This is a genomic window from Longispora albida DSM 44784 (assembly GCF_000379825.1).
GTDB classification, from domain to species: domain Bacteria; phylum Actinomycetota; class Actinomycetes; order Mycobacteriales; family Micromonosporaceae; genus Longispora; species Longispora albida.
Genome location: NZ_KB903834.1, coordinates 390,644 through 412,292, shown reverse-complemented (window position 1 = coordinate 412,292; position 21,649 = coordinate 390,644). Strand labels below are relative to the sequence as shown.

The 21,649-nt window shown below is 69.4% G+C and carries 19 protein-coding genes, 1 tRNA gene and 1 pseudogene; 17 read left to right on the top strand and 4 right to left on the bottom strand.

All coding sequences use genetic code 11. The features are described from left to right. Positions 1-4: 4 nt before the first annotated feature. The 7 genes from metG to A3G1_RS0122430 all read left to right on the top strand — a co-directional run bounded on the left by metG (position 5) and on the right by A3G1_RS0122430 (position 9,015). Positions 5-1,771, top strand: a complete 1,767-nt coding sequence (metG, locus tag A3G1_RS0122460) for a methionine--tRNA ligase (RefSeq protein WP_026212406.1) — start codon at positions 5-7, stop codon at positions 1,769-1,771. 186 nt (positions 1,772-1,957) lie between these two features. After that, positions 1,958-3,133: a hypothetical protein gene (locus A3G1_RS0122455; protein ID WP_026212405.1), complete on the top strand. Its 1,176-nt coding sequence runs from the start codon at positions 1,958-1,960 to the stop codon at positions 3,131-3,133. Positions 3,134-3,138: 5 nt separating this feature from the next. Next, a complete protein-coding gene (locus A3G1_RS0122450) occupies positions 3,139-3,981 on the top strand; it encodes a TatD family hydrolase (RefSeq protein WP_018351743.1) in 843 nt (280 codons plus the stop codon). Then, positions 3,975-4,841, top strand: coding sequence for a 16S rRNA (adenine(1518)-N(6)/adenine(1519)-N(6))-dimethyltransferase RsmA (gene rsmA / locus A3G1_RS0122445; protein WP_018351742.1), 867 nt, complete (start codon positions 3,975-3,977; stop codon positions 4,839-4,841). The genes A3G1_RS0122450 and rsmA overlap by 7 nt, the downstream gene beginning before the upstream one ends. Before the next feature lie 167 nt (positions 4,842-5,008). Beyond that, positions 5,009-5,593 (top strand): Uma2 family endonuclease, encoded by a 585-nt coding sequence (locus tag A3G1_RS0122440; RefSeq protein ID WP_245563566.1) that lies wholly within the window; start codon positions 5,009-5,011, stop codon positions 5,591-5,593. Next, a complete protein-coding gene (locus tag A3G1_RS0122435) occupies positions 5,590-6,531 on the top strand; it encodes a 4-(cytidine 5'-diphospho)-2-C-methyl-D-erythritol kinase (protein WP_018351740.1) in 942 nt (313 codons plus the stop codon). The genes A3G1_RS0122440 and A3G1_RS0122435 overlap by 4 nt, the downstream gene beginning before the upstream one ends. Positions 6,532-7,206: 675 nt before the next feature. Then, complete coding sequence (locus A3G1_RS0122430; protein WP_018351739.1) at positions 7,207-9,015, top strand: ABC-F family ATP-binding cassette domain-containing protein; 1,809 nt, start codon at positions 7,207-7,209, stop codon at positions 9,013-9,015. Positions 9,016-9,021: 6 nt separating this feature from the next. Here the strand turns inward: A3G1_RS0122430 and A3G1_RS0122425 are convergent, their stop codons facing one another. The 4 genes from A3G1_RS0122425 to A3G1_RS0122410 all read right to left on the bottom strand — a co-directional run bounded on the left by A3G1_RS0122425 (position 9,022) and on the right by A3G1_RS0122410 (position 12,138). Then, entirely contained in the window at positions 9,022-9,675 is a 654-nt protein-coding gene (locus A3G1_RS0122425; protein ID WP_018351738.1) for a LysE family translocator, read from the bottom strand. Between the two features lie 266 nt (positions 9,676-9,941). Continuing rightward, positions 9,942-10,397 carry a hypothetical protein gene (locus A3G1_RS0122420; protein WP_026212403.1) on the bottom strand — a complete coding sequence of 152 codons (456 nt, stop codon included), beginning with the start codon at positions 10,395-10,397 and terminating at the stop codon, positions 9,942-9,944. Positions 10,398-10,541: 144 nt separating this feature from the next. After that, on the bottom strand, positions 10,542-11,141 hold the full coding sequence (locus A3G1_RS0122415; protein WP_083937059.1) for a TetR/AcrR family transcriptional regulator: 600 nt from the start codon (positions 11,139-11,141) through the stop codon (positions 10,542-10,544). A 49-nt stretch (positions 11,142-11,190) separates the two neighbouring features. Next, entirely contained in the window at positions 11,191-12,138 is a 948-nt protein-coding gene (locus A3G1_RS0122410) for an acyl-CoA desaturase (RefSeq protein ID WP_051110614.1), read from the bottom strand. Between the two features lie 205 nt (positions 12,139-12,343). Between A3G1_RS0122410 and A3G1_RS42355 the strand changes: the two are divergent. The 10 genes and pseudogenes from A3G1_RS42355 to A3G1_RS0122365 form a co-directional block, all read left to right on the top strand. Continuing rightward, positions 12,344-12,457, top strand: a pseudogene (locus A3G1_RS42355) (helix-turn-helix domain-containing protein); the annotation flags it as partial. Between the two features lie 569 nt (positions 12,458-13,026). Further along, positions 13,027-13,097, top strand: a tRNA-Gln gene (locus A3G1_RS0122405). Between the two features lie 27 nt (positions 13,098-13,124). After that, entirely contained in the window at positions 13,125-14,561 is a 1,437-nt protein-coding gene (glmU, locus tag A3G1_RS0122400) for a bifunctional UDP-N-acetylglucosamine diphosphorylase/glucosamine-1-phosphate N-acetyltransferase GlmU (RefSeq protein WP_281167853.1), read from the top strand. A 112-nt stretch (positions 14,562-14,673) separates the two neighbouring features. Continuing rightward, positions 14,674-15,657, top strand: a complete 984-nt coding sequence (locus A3G1_RS0122395) for a ribose-phosphate diphosphokinase (RefSeq protein WP_026212401.1) — start codon at positions 14,674-14,676, stop codon at positions 15,655-15,657. 231 nt (positions 15,658-15,888) lie between these two features. Beyond that, positions 15,889-16,494: a 50S ribosomal protein L25/general stress protein Ctc gene (locus tag A3G1_RS36220; protein WP_018351733.1), complete on the top strand. Its 606-nt coding sequence runs from the start codon at positions 15,889-15,891 to the stop codon at positions 16,492-16,494. 74 nt (positions 16,495-16,568) lie between these two features. After that, positions 16,569-17,153: an aminoacyl-tRNA hydrolase gene (gene pth, locus A3G1_RS0122385; RefSeq protein WP_018351732.1), complete on the top strand. Its 585-nt coding sequence runs from the start codon at positions 16,569-16,571 to the stop codon at positions 17,151-17,153. Between the two features lie 51 nt (positions 17,154-17,204). Then, on the top strand, positions 17,205-18,632 hold the full coding sequence (locus A3G1_RS0122380; protein WP_018351731.1) for a sugar transferase: 1,428 nt from the start codon (positions 17,205-17,207) through the stop codon (positions 18,630-18,632). Positions 18,633-18,647: 15 nt separating this feature from the next. Further along, entirely contained in the window at positions 18,648-19,400 is a 753-nt protein-coding gene (locus A3G1_RS0122375) for a 3'(2'),5'-bisphosphate nucleotidase CysQ (RefSeq protein WP_425411402.1), read from the top strand. 18 nt (positions 19,401-19,418) lie between these two features. Further along, complete coding sequence (gene cysD, locus A3G1_RS0122370; RefSeq protein ID WP_040479155.1) at positions 19,419-20,342, top strand: sulfate adenylyltransferase subunit CysD; 924 nt, start codon at positions 19,419-19,421, stop codon at positions 20,340-20,342. Position 20,343: 1 nt separating this feature from the next. After that, entirely contained in the window at positions 20,344-21,594 is a 1,251-nt protein-coding gene (locus A3G1_RS0122365) for a sulfate adenylyltransferase subunit 1 (RefSeq protein ID WP_018351728.1), read from the top strand. Positions 21,595-21,649: the final 55 nt, after the last annotated feature.

The window sequence follows — 21,649 nt, the reverse complement described above, 5'->3', positions numbered from 1 at the left end:
GTGCATGAGTCACGTCCTCGCCGCGGTTGCCTGGCCCTACGCCAACGGCCCGCGCCACATTGGTCATGTTTCCGGCTTCGGGGTTCCGTCCGACGTGTTCAGCCGGTACATGCGCATGGCGGGGCACCGGGTACTGATGGTCTCGGGCACCGACGAGCACGGCACGCCGATCCAGGTCCAGGCCGACGCGGAGGGGCTGACCCCGCAGCAGGCCGTCGACAAGTACAACCGGATGATCGTGGAGGACCTGCACGGGCTGGGCCTGTCCTACGACCTGTTCACCCGGACCACGACCCGCAACCACTACGCCGTCGTGCAGGAGGTCTTCTCCGCGCTCGACGCGAACGGGTACATCGTCTCGCAGATCCAGATGGGCGCGCTGTCGCCGTCGACGGGGCGGACGCTGCCCGACCGCTACATCGAGGGCACCTGCCCGATCTGCGGTTACACCTCGGCGCGGGGCGACCAGTGTGACAACTGCGGTAACCAGCTCGACCCGATCGACCTGATCAACCCGAAGTCGAAGATCAACGGAGAGACCCCGGAGTTCCGGGAGACCGAGCACCTGTTCCTCGACCTCGGGGCCTTCGCCGACGCGCTCAACCAGTGGCTGGACTCCCGGGAGGGCTGGCGGCCCAACGTGCTGCGGTTCTCGAAGAACCTGGTGGACGACCTCCGGCCGCGGGCGATCACGCGGGACCTGGAGTGGGGCGTGCCGATCCCGCGCGAGGGCTGGGACGCGAAGCGGTTCTACGTCTGGTTCGACGCGGTCATCGGCTACCTGTCGGCCTCGATCGAGTGGGCCCGCCGCTCCGGCGACCCGGAGGCCTGGCGGAACTGGTGGCAGGACCCGCAGGGCAAGGCGTACTACTTCATGGGCAAGGACAACATCGTCTTCCACTCGCTGATCTGGCCGGCGATCCTGTTCGGCTACGACGGCAAGGGGGACAAGAACGGCAAGCCGGGCGAGTACGGCGAGCTGGCCCTGCCGACCGAGGTGGTGTCGAGCGAGTTCCTGACGATGGAGGGGAAGAAGTTCTCCTCCTCCCGCAAGATCGTCATCTACGTCCGTGACTTCCTGGAGCGGTACGACGCCGACGCCCTGCGCTACTTCATCGCCGTGGCCGGCCCCGAGTCCAACGACACCGACTTCACCTGGTCGGAATTCCTCCGCCGTAACAACGACGAGCTGGTGGCCGGCTGGGGCAACCTGGTCAACCGGTCCATCTCGATGGCCGCGAAGAACTTCGGCGGCGTGCCGCAGCCGGGCGAGCTGACCGACGAGGACCGCGCGCTGCTGGCGTTCTCCAAGGAGGCCTTCCCGCGGGTCGGCGACCTGATCGCCGCGCACAAGCAGAAGGCGGCCATCGGCGAGGCGATGCGGGTGGTGGCCGAGGCCAACAAGTACCTGTCGGACCAGGCCCCGTGGAAGCTCAAGGAGGACAAGCCCCGGATGGGCACCGTCCTCTACGTCGCGCTCCAGGTGATCGACGACTGCAAGACGCTGCTCTCCCCGTTCCTCCCGCACTCCTCGCAGAAGGTGCACGAGCTGCTGGGCGGCACCGGGGTGTTCGCGCCGATGCCGGAGATCCGTGAGGTGGACGACCTCGACGGCGGGCCTTCGTACCCGGTGCTGACCGGCGACTACGAGTTCCCGGCCTGGGAGCCGGTGACGCTGGAGCCCGGCAAGGCGCTGACCGCGCCGACGCCGCTCTTCAAGAAGCTCGAACCGTCGATTGTGGACGAAGAGCTGGCCCGGCTCACGGGCTGACCAGCATCGATACGGCACCCGGGGTTCCCGCAACCCCGGGTGCTGTCGTTTCGGTCACGGTCCCTGTCCAAGATCTATCGTGAGCTGCGGAAATGTGAGCACTGTGGACGGCGCGGCATGCGGCCTGCGCCGTGTGTTCGCGTTTCGTTAACCTACCGTTGTGGTAGGTCATTTAGCGTGGCCGTCATGACTCTGGTAGGTGAGGCCGGTATGCGTACGGTGACGTACGCGGGCCGCCAGTACCCTGCCGAGGAGATCGCGCGCGGTGCGGCGTTCGAGCTGTATCTCGACGTTCCCGAGCCCGGTGCGCTGCCCAACCCGCGCCCCGGTGCCCGGCACCCGTTCCGGCTGTTCGTGCATTCCTCCGAGGTGCTCGGCTCCGCTTCCTTCGACTCCCAGCTCAGTGCCCCGCTGTCGCGTAACGTCTCGTGGTCGCAGGTGCAGCTGCTGTCCCAGACGCCCGGCGCGGACCTGGCCGCGATCCGGTCCTCCGCGCTGATCAGGCCGGGCACCCGGATGTTCAAGCCACTCAGCCCGGCCCGCGCCGCCGCGTACCTGCGCGGCGAGCTCCCGCACGGTTTCTGCTACCGCGAGCACGACCTCGCCCACCTGCGCACCCCAGCCAGCCTCCGCTTCCTCGGCGTCGACGGGGACTCGTCCGGCGCTGGGGAGCCCGAAGTGGTGTACGCGCTGCGCTGGCGCGCGATCAGCCCCGCCGACTACCAGGTCCCCGACCTGCCCGGCGTGATGGAACTCCCGCCGCACGAGCGCGTCGGCCCGCCACTCCTCGGTACCGGCTTCGCGCCGAGCAGCCAGCACCTGATCCCCGAGTTCGTGACGCGGGACCTGGCGAGCCTCCCGCTGCCGGCCTTCACCGAGCTGCTCGCCTTCCTCCCGGACGGCACGGAGGTGACCCTGTTCCACTACCTGCCGGAGCAGCGCGGCTGGGCACGGATGGCCGGGCCGCAGTGGCGGCGGCTGCTCAGCCCGATCGGCGCCGACCAGGAGTTCTTCCCGGGGGTGGAGGTGTTCAGCAAGCTCGTCGGCCTGTACCAGGGCCAGGAGTACGAGGCTGTCGCCGACCCGCCGGGGGAGTACCGGGTGCTGTCGCGGACCCGCGCAGGGCGCTGGCCGGTCGAGACCCTGGCCCGCCGTGACGCCCGGGTCCGCTGGCGCGGGGCGGACTGCCTGATCGCCGGAGCCGACGGCGACTGGCTCCGGCTGCGTCTGATCACACCGGAGCAGGCTGCGATCGCCCGGCGGGGCGCGCGCTGCGCCGAACGGGGCGTCTACGAGGTCTGGGCCCCGGCCGCCGAGCTGGCCAATGCCCGTGAGCACGAGACGGCGTACCAGCTAACCTGAGGGTGATGTCTCAGCGCCCGCCGGCCCCCGAGCCGCTCCCGATTCCGGTACCCGACTCGCACACCCACCTCGACATCATCGTCGGGGACAGGGGCAGTGACGGCGCACCGCCGCGCATGGACCTGGTCCGCGCGGAGATCACCGCCGCCCAGGCGGCAGGCGTGGACCGGATGGTGCAGATCGGCGTCGACCTGGCCTCCTCCCGCTGGGCCGCAGACCTGGCCGAGACCGAGCCCGCCGTACTCGCGACCGTCGCGCTCCACCCCAACGAGGCACCCCGCGTCGCCGACCTCGACGAGGCGCTGCGCGAGATCGAGGCCCTCGCCCAGCGGCCACGGGTCCGCGGCCTCGGCGAGACCGGGCTCGACTACTTCAGGACCGGGATCGACGGCGTCGCGGCGCAGACCGACAGCTTCCGGGCGCATGTGGCGTTCGCGAAGCAGTACAACAAGGCCCTGGTCATCCACGACCGTGAGGCCCACGGCGACGTGCTCCGCATCCTGAAGGAGGAGGGCGCGCCGGACCGGGTCGTGCTGCACTGCTTCTCCGGCGACGCTGACTTCGCGCGGGCCTGCTCCGATCGCGGCTACTTCCTGAGCTTCGCCGGCAACGTGACCTTCAAGTCCAACGAGCACCTGCGCGCCGCAGCCCTGGTCGCCCCGCAGGACCAGCTCCTGGTCGAGACCGACGCGCCGTTCCTCACCCCGGTGCCCTACCGGGGCAGGCCCAACGCCCCCTACCTCGTACCCCTGACGGTGCGCTTCCTCGCCGAGCTGCGCGGCGAGTCCGTCGAGGACCTGTGCGTGGCCCTGTCGGCCAACAGCGAACGGGCGTTCGGGGCATGGTAGACGAGAACGGTGCGGAGCTGCTCGGCCCGGCCGACATCCGCAAGCTCGCCGCCGAGCTGGGCGTCAGCCCGACCAAGACCCTCGGCCAGAACTTCGTCCACGACGCCAACACGGTCCGCCGGATCGTCGCCGCGGCCGGGCTGTCCCCCGAGGACATCGCCGTCGAGGTCGGCCCGGGGCTCGGCTCGCTGACCCTGGCCCTGCTGCCACACGTCAAGGCCCTGCACGCCGTCGAGCTCGACGGCAAGCTCGCGGCGGCCCTGCCGTCCACCGTCGCCTCCCGCGCGCCCGGGCTGGCCGATCGCCTCACCGTCATCGCGAACGACGCGCTGAAGGTCAAGGCCGCCGACTTCCCGTCGCCGCCGACCGCGCTCGTCGCCAACCTGCCGTACAACGTGGCCGTCCCCGTGGTGCTGACACTGCTCGCCGAGCTGCCCAGCCTGGCCCGGGGCCTGGTGATGGTGCAGGCCGAGGTGGCCGACCGGATGATCGCTGGCCCGGGTTCCAAGATCTATGGTGTACCGAGCCTCAAGCTGGCCTGGTACGCCGCCTCCCACTGGGCGGGCCCCGTCCCGCGCGGCGTGTTCTGGCCGGTGCCCAATGTGGACTCGGGCCTGGTCGCCTTCACCCGGCGCGAGCCGCCACGGTCCGATGTGGAGCGTGAGGCGGTGTTCGCGATCGTGGACGCGGCCTTCGGCCAGCGGCGCAAGATGCTCCGGTCGGCGCTGTCTGGCTGGGCTGGCAGTGCCGAGCGGGCGACCGCGATCCTGGAGGCGGCCGGGGTGGACCCGACGGCGCGCGCCGAGACGCTGACGATCGAGGCTTTCGCAGGCATCGCCGCTGCGGCCGATCAGGTCTGATTTCCGCTAGCCGGTTCATCATGATCGTTGTTCTGTCGCCGGAAATTGCGTTTTCAGCGAGATTTTCGTCAGTACCAGCGATCACTCCGGGGCGACAATGGGCAGCAGGCTGGAATGTCGGAGGGCGGGGTTAGGGTATGGCTGAAAATGGCGAGAAGGAGGAGGCTGTGACCGCTTCGCCTGCCGAACGGCTGTATCCGGCACCTTGGGCACCCGACCCGATCCGGCAGCGGCTCGCCAACTACACGGTGGAGGATGTCCTCGCGTTTCCGGAGGACGCTCCCAGGGTCGAGCTCGCCGAGGGAAAGGTCATCGTGGTCCCCGCACCCACTCCGGATCATCAGGACATCGCCGGGCTGGTCTGGCACTGGCTCCGAAGGCACGCGCCGAAACAGTTCCGCGCGACGATGGCCACGGGAGTCATGGTCTCCGCCAGCCATACCTTCGAGCCCGATGTCCTGCTGATCGATGCCGAAGCCCCGGGCAACCGGCACTACCAGCTCCCAGAACAGGTCGAACTGGCTATTGAGGTCGTCTCGCCGAGCACCCGCAGGCAGGACCGGATCACCAAGCCCGCTGAGTACGCCGCCGCTGGCATCCCGTGCTACTGGCGGATCGAGCAGAATCCCCTGCACATCTACGCCTACCAGCTCGCAGGCCAGGAGTATCAGCTCGTAGCCGACAGCGCCGGGGAACTGGTCATCGAGGCTCCGTTCCCCATCCGGCTTCCCATCAGTGAGATCACCCCGTGAGCCTGGCGTATGAGGAGGGTGTCGAGTTCGACGCCTCCGGTTCGGTGAAGGTCCGCGTCCCCGCGAAGATCAATCTGCACCTCGGCTGCGGCCCGCTCCGCCCCGACGGCTTCCACGACCTGACAACGGTCTACCAGGCCATCTCGCTGTACGACGACCTGCACGTGATGCGCGCCGACGACCTGACTCTCACCATCGAGGGTGAGGGCGCGGCAGCGCTGCCCGTCGACGAGGGCAACCTGGCGATCCGCGCCGTGCAGGCCCTCGCCGCGCACACCGGCCACGAGCCGCTGGCCCGGCTGCACCTGACCAAGCACATCCCGGTGGCCGGGGGGCTGGCCGGTGGCAGCGCCGACGCGGCTGCGGCCCTGGTCGCCTGTGACGCCCTCTGGGGCACCGGCCTGTCCCGGGACGAACTCGCCAAGATCGCGGCGGATCTCGGCTCCGACGTGCCCTTCCTGATCCTCGGCGGCACGGCGCTCGGTACGGGCCGTGGAGAGCAGGTCAATCCGGTGCTCGCCGGGGGCGGCTGGCACTGGGTGGTGGCCGTCGCCGACGGCGGCCTGTCCACCCCCGAGGTGTACCGGGAGATCGACCGGCTCCGCGACCTCGGCATCGCACCCCGCCCGGCGGGCCCGCCGGACCAGCTGCTGGCCGCGCTCCGGCAGCACGACCCGGCAGTCCTGGCCGCAGCCCTGGTCAACGACCTCCAGGCCGCCGCGATCTCCCTGCGGCCCCAGCTGCGCAACACGCTCCGGGCTGGCAAGGACGAGGGCGCGCTGGCCGCGCTCGTGTCCGGTTCCGGCCCGACCTGCCTGTTCCTGGCGGAGAGTTCCGAGCACGCGAGCCTGCTGGCCACCCGGCTGACCGGCCGGGGCGTGTGCCGGACGGTCCGGCTGGCCCACGGCCCGGTGCCGGGAGCCCGGGTGTTCGCCTGACCACGGGCCGGCGTGCTCTGCCGGTGGCATGATTGCCCTGACCGGCGGCTAGGCTTCGCCTGCGTACGAGCCGGGGGCACGCACGGCTCCGCCCAGGCCCCGGGCCGGCCTTCCCGCAGGTCCGGCGGGGGTGACTCGTTGTTTCCGTGCGCGACCCGTCCGAGACCGCAGCCCGCGCCAGTGCTGGGGCGGGCAGCGGTGAAGCGGGCTGGTGCTGTCGTGTGGTGCGGTCCCTTGCCGGGCGGGAGTGAGGAGAAGCCTGATGGGTGCTGTGCCGGCCCGCCGGGCTGCCTGTTGCGAGTCCCGCGTCGAGCGGGTGCGAAGGAGTGGCTTGGTGGGCGCTGCTTGTGAGCCCGTCTGGTTGGTTCTGTCGTGTGGTGTGAGTCCCGTGTTCGGGCGGGAGCGAGAAGGAGTGGCTTGGTGGGCGCTGCTTGTGAGCCCGTCTGGTTGGCTCTGTCGTGTGGTGTGAGTCCCGCGTTCGGGCGGGAGCGAGAAGGAGTGGCTTGGTGGGCGCTGCTTGTGAGCCCGTCTGGTTGGTTCTGTCGTGTGGTGTGAGTCCCGTGTTCGGGCGGGAGCGAGAAGGAGTGGCTTGATGGGCGCTGCTTGCGAGCCCATCCGGTTGGCTCTGTCATCTGGTGTGAACCCCGCGTTCGAGCGGGAGCGAGAAGGAGCGGCGTGAACATCGTCAACCTGGACAAGGTCTCCAAGGTCTACGCGGCCGGCCCGATCTTCGACAACGTGTCGCTCGGGGTCGACGAGGCCGACCGGATCGGGGTCGTGGGCCTGAACGGGGCTGGCAAGTCCACCTTGCTCAAGCTCATCCTCGGCACGGTCGAGCCGGACTCCGGCCGGGTCACCCGGCGGCGGGACACCCGGATCTCGGCGCTGCCCCAGCAGGTGAGCTTCCCGGACGGTACGACGGTCCGCGATGTCGTGCTCGGGACGGCCTGGCTGGCGGAGGGCTTCGACGCCGAGCACGAGTGGGCCTCCGACGCCGGGATCCGGGGCATCTTGGCCGGCCTGGGCATGCCGGGGCTGGGCCTCGACGCCGAGCTCGCCCCGATGTCCGGTGGTGAGCGCCGCCGGGTCGCGCTGGCCGCGCTGCTGATCCGGAGCGCCGACCTGCTGATCCTCGACGAGCCGACCAACCATCTCGACGTGGCTGGCATCGCCTGGCTGGCGGCCTTCCTGAACGAGCGGAAGGGCGCGCTGCTGGTCGTCACGCACGACCGGTGGTTCCTCGACGCGGTGTGCGGCCGGACGTGGGAGGTCGCCGACGCGACGGTCCGCGCGTACGAGGGCGGGTACGCGGCGTGGATCCTGGCCAGGGCCGAGCGGCAGCGGGTCGCCTCCGAGGTCGAGTCCAAGCGGCAGAACCTGCTGCGTAAGGAGATCGCCTGGCTGCGGCGCGGCGCCCCGGCCCGGACGTCGAAGCCGAAGTTCCGGATCGACGCGGCCAACGCGCTGATCGCCGACGTGCCGGAGCCTCGTGAGTCGGTGTCGCTGAAGAAGATGGCGACCGCCAGGCTCGGCAAGGACGTGTACGGCCTGGCCGACGTCACCGTGCGCCTCGGCGACCGTACCCTGCTGTCCCACGTCGACTGGATCGTCGGCCCCGGCGACCGGATCGGCCTGGTCGGTGTGAACGGCGCGGGCAAGACCACCCTGCTTCGCCTGCTGGCCGGAGTCTCCGAGCCGACCGAGGGCGAGGTCTCCATCGGCAAGACGGTGAAGACGGCCTTCCTCTCGCAGGAGCTGTCGGAACTGCCGGGTGAGCTGCGGGTGCTGGAGGCGGTCGAGGAGGTCGCGCGGCGGGTCGTGCTGGGCGACAAGGAGATGTCGGCCGGCCAGGTCGCCGAGGTGTTCGGCTTCACCGACCGGCGGCTGTGGACGCCGGTCAAGGACCTGTCCGGCGGGGAACGCCGACGGCTCCAGCTGCTGCGCCTGCTGGCGACCGAGCCGAACGTCCTGATCCTCGACGAGCCGACGAACGACCTGGACACCGACACGCTGGCCTCGCTGGAGGACCTGCTCGACACGTGGCCGGGCACGATCGTGGTGGCCAGCCACGACCGGTACCTGATGGAACGCGTCTGCGACCAGGTGTACGCGCTGATGGGCGACGGCAAGGTGACCCACCTGCCGCACGGTATCGACGAGTTCCTGGAGCGGGTCGGGGCCGGCGGGCAGGTCGGCGGCAGGCTGGGCGCGACGGCAGCCGAGCCGCAGCAGGCCAAGGCCACTGTGGAGCGTGCCGGGCTGTCGGCGGCCGAGGCGCGGGTGGCGAAGAAGGAGATGGCCCGGCTGGAGCGGACGATCCAGAAGCTGGAGCAGCGCGAGGAGAAGCTCCACGCCCAGCTGGCCGAGCACGCCACGGACTATTCGAAGATCACCGAACTCCAGGCCGACCTGAGCGCGATCGTCGCCGAGAAGGAGTCGGCGGAGGAGGAGTGGCTCTCCCTGGCCGAGCAGGTCGGCGAGTAGGACCTTCTAAGGGGTGGCCGCCACGGTGGCCCGTGACCGGTCGAAGATCAGCCGGACGGCCATCCCCGCCAGCACGGTGCCCATCAGGTACCGCTGGACGCGCAGCCAGGACGGCCTGCCGCTCAGGAACGTCGACAGCGACCCGGCCATCATCATGATCACGCCGTTGACGGTGACCCCGATCGCGACCACGACCAGCCCGAGGATGAAGCTCTGCGCGGCCACGTTGCCCCGGTCCGGCTCGACGAACTGGGGGAGCAGCGAGACGTACAGGATCGCGATCTTCGGGTTGAGCAGGTTGGTGACCAGGCCCATGCTGAACAGCCTGCCCGCCGACTCGGCAGGCAGGGGCTTCGGCGCGAAGACCGACTCGCCGCCCGGCTTGAATGCCTTGTAGGCCAGCCACAGCAGGTACGCGGCGCCGGCCAGCTTCAGCACGGTGTAGACGGCTGGCACGAGCGCGAAGATCGTGGCGAGGCCAGCCGTGGTGGCGACCAGGTACACGAGGAAGCCGGCGGCCACACCGGCCAGCGAGATCGCCCCGGCCTTGCGCCCCTGCGTGATCGCCCGCGAGGCCACGTAGAGCATGTTCGGGCCGGGCGTGAGGGCCATGCCCAGCTCGATGGCTGCGATGCCGAGTACCGCGTGAGTGCTGACCATGATCGTCAAACTAGCGCACCCCGCCGGGCATCCCTACGGGCAGCGAACGTGGCCCGCACCACCCTCGGCCCGCCCGCCGGCGGGCACGGTAGTCCTGCCAGGCGCCCCAGTCACCAGTACACACGGAGTCCGGCGGGCTGCGGTACGAGCAGACGGTCCACCAGTACGCACGCATCAGCACGCACGACAAAGGCCGGCCTCCACACGGGAGACCGGCCTTCGCCGAAAACTGAAACTGGAGCAGATCCGGACCGGGAACGAGCGGATCAGGCGTGGCGGAAGGCTTCCTCGGCCTCGGCCTCTTCGGACGTGCCCACCTTGCCGTACAGCGCGGCCGCGAGCAGCAGCATCCCGGCCGTGTACACGATGATCACGGTGGTCATCGAGCCGCCGAAGACGTTCAGGTCGGTACGCAGCAGCGACAGCATCGCCGTGCCCACCGTCATCAGCACCAGCGAGGTCACGGTGTTGATCTTGACGTCGAGGTTACGGCCGAGCACGACCCCGAGCACGATGAGCGCCCCGGTGGCCAGCGAGAACACCGACCAGGCCATGTTGCCCTTGGTGCCGACGACGGTGGTCGCGCCCTGCGTGCCGAAGAAGTCGAGGTCCTTGCTCTCGACGAAGCCGAGCACCCCGGCCACGACCAGGTAGGCGCCGATCAGGCCGGCAAGGACCCGGTACAGCGGTCGCAGGTTGTGGTTGATCGGAATGTGTGACATCGTGCCCCTCTTCTGGTGAACGTCCACGGCGATTGTCGCCTACCGCCACGGGCGGCGAGCAGGAACCCCGGACTTCACGCCGCCGGCCGTGTCGCGGCTGCTTCCCCGGACGGCCCGGGCGCCACGTCCGCCCGAGCCCAGACGCTACTTCGCCGGGCGGCCCAGAGCCGGCTTCGGCTCCAGATTCCCCAGGCCGTTCCACGCCAGGTTGACCAGATGCGCCGCCACGGCTTCCTTCCGGGGCTTGCGCACCTCCAGCCACCACCGGCCGGCCAGCGACACCATCCCGACCAGCGCCTGCGAGTACAGCTCGGCGAGCTTCGGGTCGTAGCCCCGCGACTTGAACTCCCCGGCCAGCACGTGCTCGACCTGGTGCGCGACGTCATTGAGCACACTGGAGAAGTTGCCGCTGGTCGAGCCGACCGGCGACTCCCGCACCAGCACCCGGAACCCGTCGGTGTCCGACTCGATGTAGTCCAGCAGCGCCAGCGCGGCCTGCTCCAGCAGCTCACGGGGATGCCCGCCGGTCAGGGCGTTCGTCACCCGGTTCAGCAGGCCGAGGACCTCGCGGTCCACGACGACCGCGTACAGGCCTTCCTTGCCGCCGAAGTGCTCGTACACCACGGGCTTGCTGACCCGGGCGCGTGCGGCGACCTCCTCCACAGAGGTCGCGTCGAAACCCTTCTCCGCGAACAACTGCCTGCCGATCGCGATCAGCTGTTCCCGGCGCTGCGCCGAGGACATCCGCACCCGGCGTTGCACCGGCTTCGTCTCAGCGCTGTCAGCCACCTGGTTATTTAACACGCTTGGCGTCAAGCCGCTCCGCCTTGGGCCACCTGACCTGCGAAACCCAGCCGAACTTCTCGAACATCCAGATCAGCCGGGCCGACATGTCCAGCTGGCCCTTGTCCACGCCGTGCCGGGCGGACGTCGGGTCTGCGTGGTGCAGGTTGTGCCAGCTCTCGCCCATCGACAGCAGGGCCAGCGGCCAGAAGTTCGTCGCCCGGTCGCCGTCGCGCATCTCGAACGGGCGCTCCCCGTACACGTGGCAGATCGAGTTGATCGCCCACGTGGTGTGGTGCAGCAGCCCGATCCGGACCAGGCCGGCCCAGAAGAACGCGGACAGCGCGCCCTGCCACGACCAGGTCACCAGGCCGCCGGCCACGGCTGGCAGCAGGACCGAGACGCCGATCAGCGGCAGGAACAGGCTGTCGACGCGGCGGATGTCCTTGTCGGCGACCAGGTCGGGCGCGAACCGCTTCTGGTTCGACAGCTCACGGTGGAACAGCCAGCCGACGTGCGCGTGGAACAGGCCCTTCATCAGGCCCCAGAACGTCGGGCCGTACCGCCACGGCGAGTGCGGGTCGCCCTCCAGGTCCGAGTACTGGTGGTGGCGGCGGTGGTCGGCCACCCACTGCGTCGGCGAACCCTGGATCGCCATCGAACCGGCCACGGCCAGCGCGACCCGCAGCCAGCGCTGCGCCTTGAACGAGCCGTGCGTCAGGTACCGGTGGAAGCCGATCGTGATGCCGAACCCGGCGAGGAAGTACATGACCACGGCGATCGCGATGTCAGCCCAGCCCAGCCCCCAGCCCCAGGCGATCGGGACGGCGGCGAGCAGTGCGACGAACGGGAGGACCACCACGGCCCACAAACCGGCCAGCACCCCACCGGACTGCGTGCCGTCGGTGAGCGGCTTCGGGCCGGACTGCTGCTGGTCAGCAGCCACTTGCTGGGACATGGTGCCTCGCTAGATGAGCTGTCGATTGACGGAGGGGCCAGCCTGAGGCTACGCCTACGTCACCGTAACCTACGGGACCGTAGTTTGACAGGGCCCGCGAGTGCCGTCCCGGTGAGTCTGTGGCCCTTTAACCCCTTTCTTGTACCGGCGGGTAACAGCTCTCCGAATCCCCAGGAATGTCACACCCCAGCCATAAAGTCCCCCCATGCCAAGCCCCCGCCCCCAAGCCCGAGCCCAGGCCCGCGCGCTCCGCGCCTCAGGCCATACGTACGACGAGATCGCCACGCTCGTCGGCTGCTCGAAGTCGAGCGTGTCCCTATGGGTGCGTGACGTGCCCAAGAGCCGGGTTCCAGCCCCGGGGTGGTCGCCCGGCGCGCGTGCCCGCCGTGCCGAGCGCCTCGCCGCCCGCAGGTTGAGAGCCCGGCAGGCGCGAGAGGCTGGCCGCACCGTCCTCGCGTCGGAACTCGGCCAGCTGCCCGACGACGTGATCATCCTGCTCGGCGTCGTCGCGTACTGGTGCGAGGGCTCGAAGTCGAAACCCTGGCGTCCAGCCAACCGGCTGAGGTTCTGCAACACCGACCTCGGGCTGATCAGGCTGTTCCTGGCCTTCCTGGACCGGGCGCCGGTCGAGCACGGCGGGCCACGCTTCCGCCTGCACATCCACGAGTCGGCTGACGTCGAAGCAGCCAAGGCGAGCTGGGCCGCCGACCTGGGAGTACCTGCCGGGGATTTTCTCCCGACTGTCCTGAAACGGCACAACCCTCTGACCACCCGGCTCAACCGGGGCGACGGGTATCGGGGGCTGGTAGTGGTTGATGTCTTGAAGTCGGCGGCCCTGTACCGTTACGTCGAAGACATGGCTGCTGTGGTGCTCGCCGCGGCAGCCATTCCCGGGTCGTCTAATGGCAGGACAATCGGTTTTGGTCCGATTAATGGGGGTTCGAACCCTCCCCCGGGAGCCTGACGAGAACACCGAGGGAGTCACCGTGAGCCGGACAGTGATCGTTCTTGCCGCCGGTAAGGGTAAGCGGATGCGCTCGGCGCTGCCGAAGGTCATGCACGAGCTGCTGGGCCGCCCGCTGCTGGGCCACGTGCTCACCGCCGCCGCCCCGCTCGACCCGGCTCAGACGGTCGTCGTGGTCGGGCACGGTTCGGAGCTGGTCACCGAGTACCTGGGCTCTGCTTTCCCCGGTGCGGTCACCGCGCTCCAGGAGGTGCAGGGCGGGACGGGTCACGCGGCGCGTACCGGGCTCGACGCCCTGAAGGACGTCAAGGGCACCGTGGTCGTCCTGGCCGGTGACACCCCCCTGTTGCGCGCCGAGACGGTGAGCGCTCTGGTCGAGGCGCACGAGGCGGCCGGCGCCGCCGCGACGGTGCTGACGGCAGAGGTGGCCGACCCGACCGGCCTGGGCCGGATCCTGCGCGCCGCTGACGGTGCGGTCACGGGCATCGTGGAGGAGCGGGACGCCTCGCCGGAGCAGCGCCAGATCCGTGAGATCAACAGCGGTGTGCTGGCCTTCGACGCTGACGCGCTGCGGGAGATGCTGGGCAAGCTGACGGCGGACAACGACCAGGCCGAGGAGTACCTGACGGATGTCGTGGGCCTGCTGGTCGCGGCGGGCCGCCCGGTCGGCGCGCACGTGGCGGCTGACGCGACGGACACGCTCGGCTGCAACGACCGCGAGCAGCTTTCCGACCTGCGGTACCTGTTGCGTGACCGGGTCAACCGCGCCCACATGCGTGAGGGCGTGACGATGATCGACCCGGCCTCGGCCTGGATCGACGTGACCGTGACCCTGGAGCCCGACGTGACGATCGAGCCGGGCGTGATCCTGCGCGGTTCGACGTCGGTGGCGGCCGGCGCACTGGTCGGCCCGGACACCACCCTCCAGAACGTCTCGGTCGGCGCTGGCGCCAAGGTCATCCGGGCGCACGCGATCGACGCGGAGATCGGCCCGCGCGCCCAGGTCGGCCCGTTCGCGTATCTGCGGCCGGAGACGGTGCTGCACGAGCGGGCGAAGGTCGGCACGTTCGTGGAGACGAAGAAGACCTCTGTCGGCCCGGGCGCGAAGATCCCGCATCTGACGTACGCGGGTGACGCGACGATCGGTGCCGACGCCAACATCGGCGCGGCGACGATCTTCGTGAACTACGACGGGGTCCGTAAGCACCACACCACGATCGGCGAGGCGGCGTTCATCGGCTGCAACACGAACCTGATCGCCCCGGTCGAGGTCGGCGACGGCGCGTACGTCGCGGCTGGCAGCACGGTCGAGAAGTTCGTCCCGCCGGGTGCGCTGGCCGTTGAGCGTTCCCAGCAGCGCAACATCGAGGGCTGGGTGGAGCGCAAGCGGCAGGGTACGAAGTCGTACGACGCGGCCGTCAAGGCGAAGAAGGCCAACGAGGCAAGCGCCCCTGAATGACGGGTGGCGTGAAGTTGGCCACGAGGTTCGGGTTGGCTTGTACCTGAGGCGTGCTCACCCGCGATACTGGCGGTAACCGTCAGCCTCACCGTAGAGACAAGGGCCGTACCCGATGGGCAGCATCGTCGCGGAAAACCGTAAAACACTGATGCTCTTCTCCGGCCGGGCATACCCCGCGCTGGCCGAGGAGATCGGGGCGGAGCTGGGCATCCGGCCCACGCCGACTGACGCGTACGACTTCGCGAACGGCGAGACGTTCGTCCGGTACCAGGAGTCGGTGCGGGGCTCGGACGCGTTCGTCGTGCAGTCGATGACCACGCCGATCAACCAGTGGGTCATGGAGACCCTGATCATGGTGGACGCGCTGAAGCGTGGCTCGGCGAAGCGGGTGACGGTCGTGCTGCCGTTCTACCCGTACGGCCGGCAGGACAAGAAGCACCGTGGCCGGGAGCCGATCTCGGCCCGCCTGATCGCCGACCTGCTGAAGACGGCAGGCGCCGACCGGATTCTCACGGTCGACCTGCACGCCTCGCAGATCCAGGGCTTCTTCGACGGCCCTGTCGATCACCTGTACGCGATGGACACGCTCGCCGACTACATCATGGAGAAGTACGTCGGCCGCCCGCTGGCCGTCGTCTCCCCTGACGCCGGCCGGGTGAAGGTCGCCGAGCGGTGGGCGAACAAGTTCGGTGGCGTGCCGCTGGCGTTCGTGCACAAGTCGCGTGACCCGCTGAAGCCCAACCAGGTCGTGGCGAACCGGGTGGTCGGTGACGTCGAGGGCCGGGTCTGCCTGCTGATCGACGACATGATCGACAGCGGCGGGACGATCTGCAAGGCTGCGGACGTGCTGTTCGACAGCGGGGCGACGGACGTCGTCGTGGCCGCGACGCACGCGATCCTGTCCGACCCGGCGACGGAGCGGTTCAAGAACAGCCGGATCAGCGAGGTCGTGGTGACGAACACGCTGCCGATTCCGCCGGAGAAGCAGCTCGACAAGATCACTGTGCTGTCGATCGCACCGATGGTGGCGCGGGCCATGCGTGAGGTGTTCGACGACGGTTCCGTGACGACCCTCTTCGGCGGCCTCTCGGGCTGATGTCCCTTTCCCGGACGTATCCGGGGTAAGGAACCTCGCCCCGCCCCCGATTTCGTGCCGCCGCGCCTCCTCGGGTAAGCTGGCACGGTTGCCACGGCGAGGGTGCCCTCAAGGGCTCCGTCATCGACGCGGTGTTCCGGGCCGATGTGTCCGCCTCATCGTCGCCGTCGGGGCACCGCACCTGATGACTTTCGCAATTTCACGACCAAGCCCTTTCGGAGGAGTTCTCCCGTGTCCGAGGTCCGAATCAGCGCAGAGCCCCGTACCGAGTTCGGCAAGGGCGGCGCACGTCGCACCCGCCGGGCCGGAAAGATTCCTGCCGTCCTGTACGGCCACGGCGAGGCCCCCAAGCACATCGCCCTGCCGGCTCTGGAGTTCGCCGCCGCGATCCGCCGTGGTGGCATCAACCAGCTGTTCAGCCTCGAGGGCGCGGACGGCACCAAGACCCTGGCGCTGCCGAAGGCGCTCCAGCGTGACCCGATCAAGGACACGATCGACCACGTCGACCTGCTGATCGTCAAGCAGGGCGAGAAGGTCACCGTCGAGGTCCCGGTGCACGTGACCGGTACCGCGGCCTCCGGCACGCTGGTCAGCATCGAGCACACCACGCTCACGCTGTCCGCCGAGGCCACCCACCTCCCCGACTCGGTCGAGGTCTCGATCGAGGGCGCCGAGGCCGGCACGCACATCACCGCCGGTCAGATCACGCTGCCGAAGGGCGCGGAGCTGGGCATCGACGCCGACGCGCTGATCGTGAACGTGACCGCTTCGCCGACCGCCGCCGACCTGGAGGGCGAGGCCCCGGCCGAGGCCGCAGAGGCTCCCGCCGAGGCGTAAAGATCTCAGGGGCGGCCCGGCTGAATAGTATTCAGCCGGGCCGTTTTCCGTTTCTCTTCGAGGATGGTGTACCGGTGGACGCCACATTCCTGGTCGTTGGCCTGGGCAACCCTGGCAAGCAGTACGCGGGGAACCGGCACAACGTCGGCTTCATGGTGGCCGACCTGCTCGCCGGGCGGGCCGGCGCGACGTTCGGCCGGCATGCCCGCGCGCCGAAGGCCGAGGTGGCCGAGGGCCGGATCCGGCCGGGCGGGCCGAAGCTGGTGCTGGTCAAGCCGCTGACGTACATGAACCTGTCGGGTGGCCCGGTGGCGGCGCTGGCCCGGTTCTACAAGGTGCTGCCGGAGCACGTCATCGCCGTGCACGACGAGCTGGACGTGCCGTTCACGTCGATCCGGATCAAGCTGGGTGGCGGCGAGGGCGGGCACAACGGGCTGCGGTCGATGACGCAGACACTGGCCACGAAGGACTATGTCCGGGTGCGGTTCGGCATCGGGCGCCCGCCGGGCCGGCAGGATCCGGCCGACTTCGTCCTCAGTGACTTTTCCACTGTGGAGCGCAAGGAACTGGCGTTTTTCGTGGATCGCGCTGCCGATGTCGTCGAGGCTGTCATGGATAACGGCGTGGAGTGGGCGCAGAACGCGTACCACGCAGCGTGACCGTTATGCCCCTTATTCGTTACCTGGGTAGGTGACGCTGGGGGGAGCGGAATGGCGATCAGGGAGTTCGGCGCCGCGGTCACTGCTGTCCCGGATCGGGCCTGGGAAACGCGCTATCTGCGCCAGGTACTCGCCGTGGACCTCATGGTCGGGCTCGGTGCCGGTACGGTGGCGTTCTGCCTGCGATTCGGCGAGCACCTCACCTCGTACAACCTCAGGTATTTCGCTCTTTCGCTGCTCTTCCCGCTCGCGTGGGTCGCGGCACTGGCGCTGAACCGCGCTTATGAAAAGCGTTATCTCTACGTCGGCACCGACGAATATCAGCGGGTATTCCGCGCCGGCCTCGGTCTGACCGCCGGCCTGGCCGTTTTCGCCTACGCGCTGGACTTTCCGCTCGCCCGCGGTTACGTCATCATGGTTCTTCCACTCGCGACGGCTGCGACTTTGCTCGTCCGCTTCCTGTTGCGAAAAGCACTGCATTACGCCCGTGCCCGTGGCCGGTGCCTGCGGCGGGTTGTCGTCGTCGGGCATTCGTCCGCTGTGGAGCAGCTGGCGACGCAGTTGCGCCGGGAGGCCTATCACGGGCTGCGCGTCGTCGGGGCGTGCCTGCCGCCGGGGCAGTACGCGGATGGCCTGCCGACCTGCGGCGACTTCGGCGACGTGGCGGCTGCGGTGGAAGCGGCGCGCGCCGACACGGTCGTCGTCCTGTCCTGCCCGGAGCTCGACGGCATCGCGATGCGCCGCCTCGCCTGGGAACTCGAACGCGGCGACGTCGACCTGATCGTCGCCAGCTCCCTGCTGGACGTGGCCGGCGACCGCACGACGATCCGCCCGGTCGACGGCCTGCCGATGCTCCACGTCGAGCACCCGAACCTCGCGGGCACCCGCCGCCTGGCCAAGGAACTCTTCGACCGGGTCGGTGCCCTGCTCATCCTCGTGATGATCGCTCCACTGTGGCTGGTGATCAGCCTGGCGATCTGGTGGGCGGAGCCGGGCGCGCCGGTCCTGTTCCAGCAGCTGCGGGTCGGCAAGCACGGCAAGCTGTTCGCGGTGTGGAAGTTCCGCAGCATGTACGTGGACGCTGAGGCCCGGCTGGCCGCCCTGAACAGCGACAACTCCGGCGTGCTGTTCAAGATGCGCAACGATCCGCGGGTCACGCCGATCGGGCGCTGGCTGCGCCGGTTCTCCCTGGACGAGCTGCCGCAGCTCGTGAACGTGGTCTGCGGGCACATGTCGCTGGTCGGCCCGCGCCCGCCGCTGCCGGCCGAGGTCGCGGCGTACCCGGAGGACATGCGGCGGCGGCTCGTGGTCAAGCCGGGCCTCACCGGCCTGTGGCAGGTCAGCGGGCGCTCGGACCTGCCGTGGGAGGAAGCGATCAGACTCGATCTCCAATACGTGGAAAACTGGTCGCTGTCCCTCGATCTGGTGATTTTGCTGCGCACCCTCACTGCGGTGTGCCGGGCTTCGGGAGCGTACTGATGACCTCGGGAGGTACTGATGATCACTCCAGCCGCTGATGCCGCCTTCGCCCGCTGGCTCGCCCGCGCGGCGGGTGATGCCCTGCTGAGCCTGCGGGCCGACATGGGTTTCGATGACGGCGAGGCACTCAAGAACTCCGGAGACAAGGTCTCCCACGAACTCCTCATGACCGCCCTTGCCCGCTGGCGCCCCGCGGACGCCGTCCTGTCGGAGGAAGGCGCGGACGATCATGCCCGGCTGGCCGCCGAGCGGGTGTGGATCGTCGACCCGCTCGACGGTACGCGGGAGTTCTCCGAGGCCGGCCGGACCGACTGGGCCGTGCACATCGCGCTCTGGGTGCGTGGCGAGCTCGTGGCCGGCGCGGTCGGGATGCCGGCGCGTGGCGTCATCCTCGGTACGGACACCCCGCCGGCGTTTCCGGTCCGGGCCGCCGGGCCGCTCCGGCTCGCGTGCAGCCGCTCGCGCCCGCCGGCCTTCGTGGCCGAGCTGGCCGAGGCGGTCGGGGGCGAGCTGGTGCCGATGGGCTCGGCCGGCGTGAAGGCCTCTGCCGTGGTCACGGGCGAGGTCGACGCGTACGTGCACGCCGGCGGCCAGTACGAGTGGGACTCGGCGGCCCCCGTCGCTGTGGCCCGGGCCACCGGGCTGCACACTTCCCGGATCGATGGATCTGTGCTGAACTACAACCAGCCTGACCCCAAACTGCCTGACCTGCTCATCTGCCGCCCGGATCTGTCGCAGGTCCTGCTGGCGCAACTTTCGTCCATTTAAGTCCATCGGAGCACACGAATGACCGAATTCCCTACCCAGTCAGTGGGTTATGCGGTCTCCCACCTCGACGCGCTCGAGGCGGAGGCGATCTTCGTCTTCCGTGAGGTCGTGGCGGAGTGTGAGCGGCCGGTGCTGCTCTTCTCCGGTGGCAAGGACTCGATCGTCCTGCTGCACCTCGCACAGAAGGCGTTCTGGCCGGGCCGCATCCCGTTCCCGCTGCTGCACGTCGACACCGGGCACAACTTCGAAGAAGTACTCGCCTTCCGCGACCGGCGGGCAGCCGAGCTGGAGGCCCAGCTGCTCGTGGCCTCCGTGCAGGAGGGCATCGACTCCGGCCTGGTCGCCGAGCCGCCGTCGGGCATGCGCAACGCGATCCAGACGCCGGTGCTGCTGGAGGCCGTCGAGAAGTACCGCTTTGACGCGTTGTTCGGTGGCGCGCGGCGGGACGAGGAGAAGGCGCGGGCGAAGGAGCGGGTGTTCTCGTTCCGCGACGAGTTCGGCCAGTGGGATCCGAAGAACCAGCGGCCCGAGCTGTGGTCCCTCTACAACGCCCGTACCCACTCGGGCGAGTCCATGCGCGTCTTCCCGCTGTCCAACTGGACCGAGCTGGACGTCTGGCACTACATCCAGCGGGAGAACATCGCCCTCCCGGACATCTACTTCGCCCACGAGCGCGAGGTCGTCGACCGGGGCGGCATGCTCTACGCCGTCCACGAGGTCCTCCCGGCCAAGCCCGGCGAGGAGCCGTTCACCGAGCTGGTCCGGTACCGCACGGTCGGCGACGCGTCCTGCACCGCCGCCGTCCGGTCGGACGCGCGGACCGTGGCGGAAGTGATCGACGAGGTCGCGGCCACGCGCATCACGGAGCGGGGCGCGACCCGGGGCGACGACCGGGTATCGGAAGCGGCGATGGAAGACCGCAAGCGGGAAGGGTACTTCTAAAATGGACCTGTTGCGTTTCGCCACCGCCGGCTCGGTAGACGACGGCAAGTCGACGCTGATCGGCCGCCTGCTCTACGACTCGAAGTCCATCTTCGAGGACCAGCTCGCCGCCGTCGAGGCCACGAGTGCCGCCCGTGGCGACGACTACACCGACCTGGCGCTGCTCACCGACGGCCTGCGTGCCGAGCGGGAGCAGGGCATCACGATCGACGTCGCGTACCGGTACTTCGCCACGCCCCGGCGGAAGTTCATCATCGCCGACACCCCGGGGCACATCCAGTACACGCGGAACATGGTCACCGGTGCCTCGACGGCCGACCTGGCGCTGATCCTGGTCGACGCCCGAAAGGGGCTCGTCGAGCAGTCGCGCCGGCACGCGTTCCTGTGCTCGCTGCTGCGCGTCCCGCACATGGTCCTCTGCGTCAACAAGATGGACCTGGTCGACTGGTCGGAGGAGGTCTTCGAGAAGATCTCGGCCGAGTTCCGCGCGTTCGCCGCCAAGCTCGACGTGCCCGACCTCGCGATCATCCCGATCTCGGCGCTCAAGGGCGACAACATCGTCGAGCGCTCGCAGAACATGCCCTGGTACGAGGGCACGTCGCTGCTGCACCACCTGGAGCACGTCCACATCGGATCCGACCGCAACCTCGTGGACGCCCGCTTCCCCGTCCAGCACGTGATCCGGCCGCAGTCCAACGCCGACGACCGCCGCGACTACCGGGGCTACGCCGGTCAGGTGGCCTCCGGGGTGCTCAAGCCGGGCGACGAGGTGATGGTGCTGCCGTCCGGGTTCACCTCGCGGATCGCGGGCATCGACACGGCGGACGGGCCGGTCGCCGAGGCTTACCCGCCGATGAGCGTGACCGTCCGCCTGGAGGACGAGATCGACATCTCGCGGGGCGACATGTTCTGCCGCCCGAACAACAAGCCACAGGTCTCCCAGGACGTGGAGGCGATGGTGTGCTGGATGGACGAGTCGGTGCCGCTCACGCCCGGCCGCAAGTACACGATCAAGCACACGACCCGCAGCGCCCGTGCCGTCGTGAAGAACCTGCACTACCGGCTCGACATCAACACGCTGCACCGCGACGAGGGCGCGTCGAGCCTGGGCCTGAACGAGATCGGCCGGGTGCGGCTCCGCACGACCGTGCCGCTGCTCCACGACGAGTACCGCCGCAACCGTGCCACCGGTGGCTTCATCATCATCGACGAGGCCACCAACAAGACAGCCGGAGCGGCGATCATCGTATAGAAGACAGTCATCCTCCACAGGGGACGTTGCCCGTGCGTGGTTAGACATAGCATGT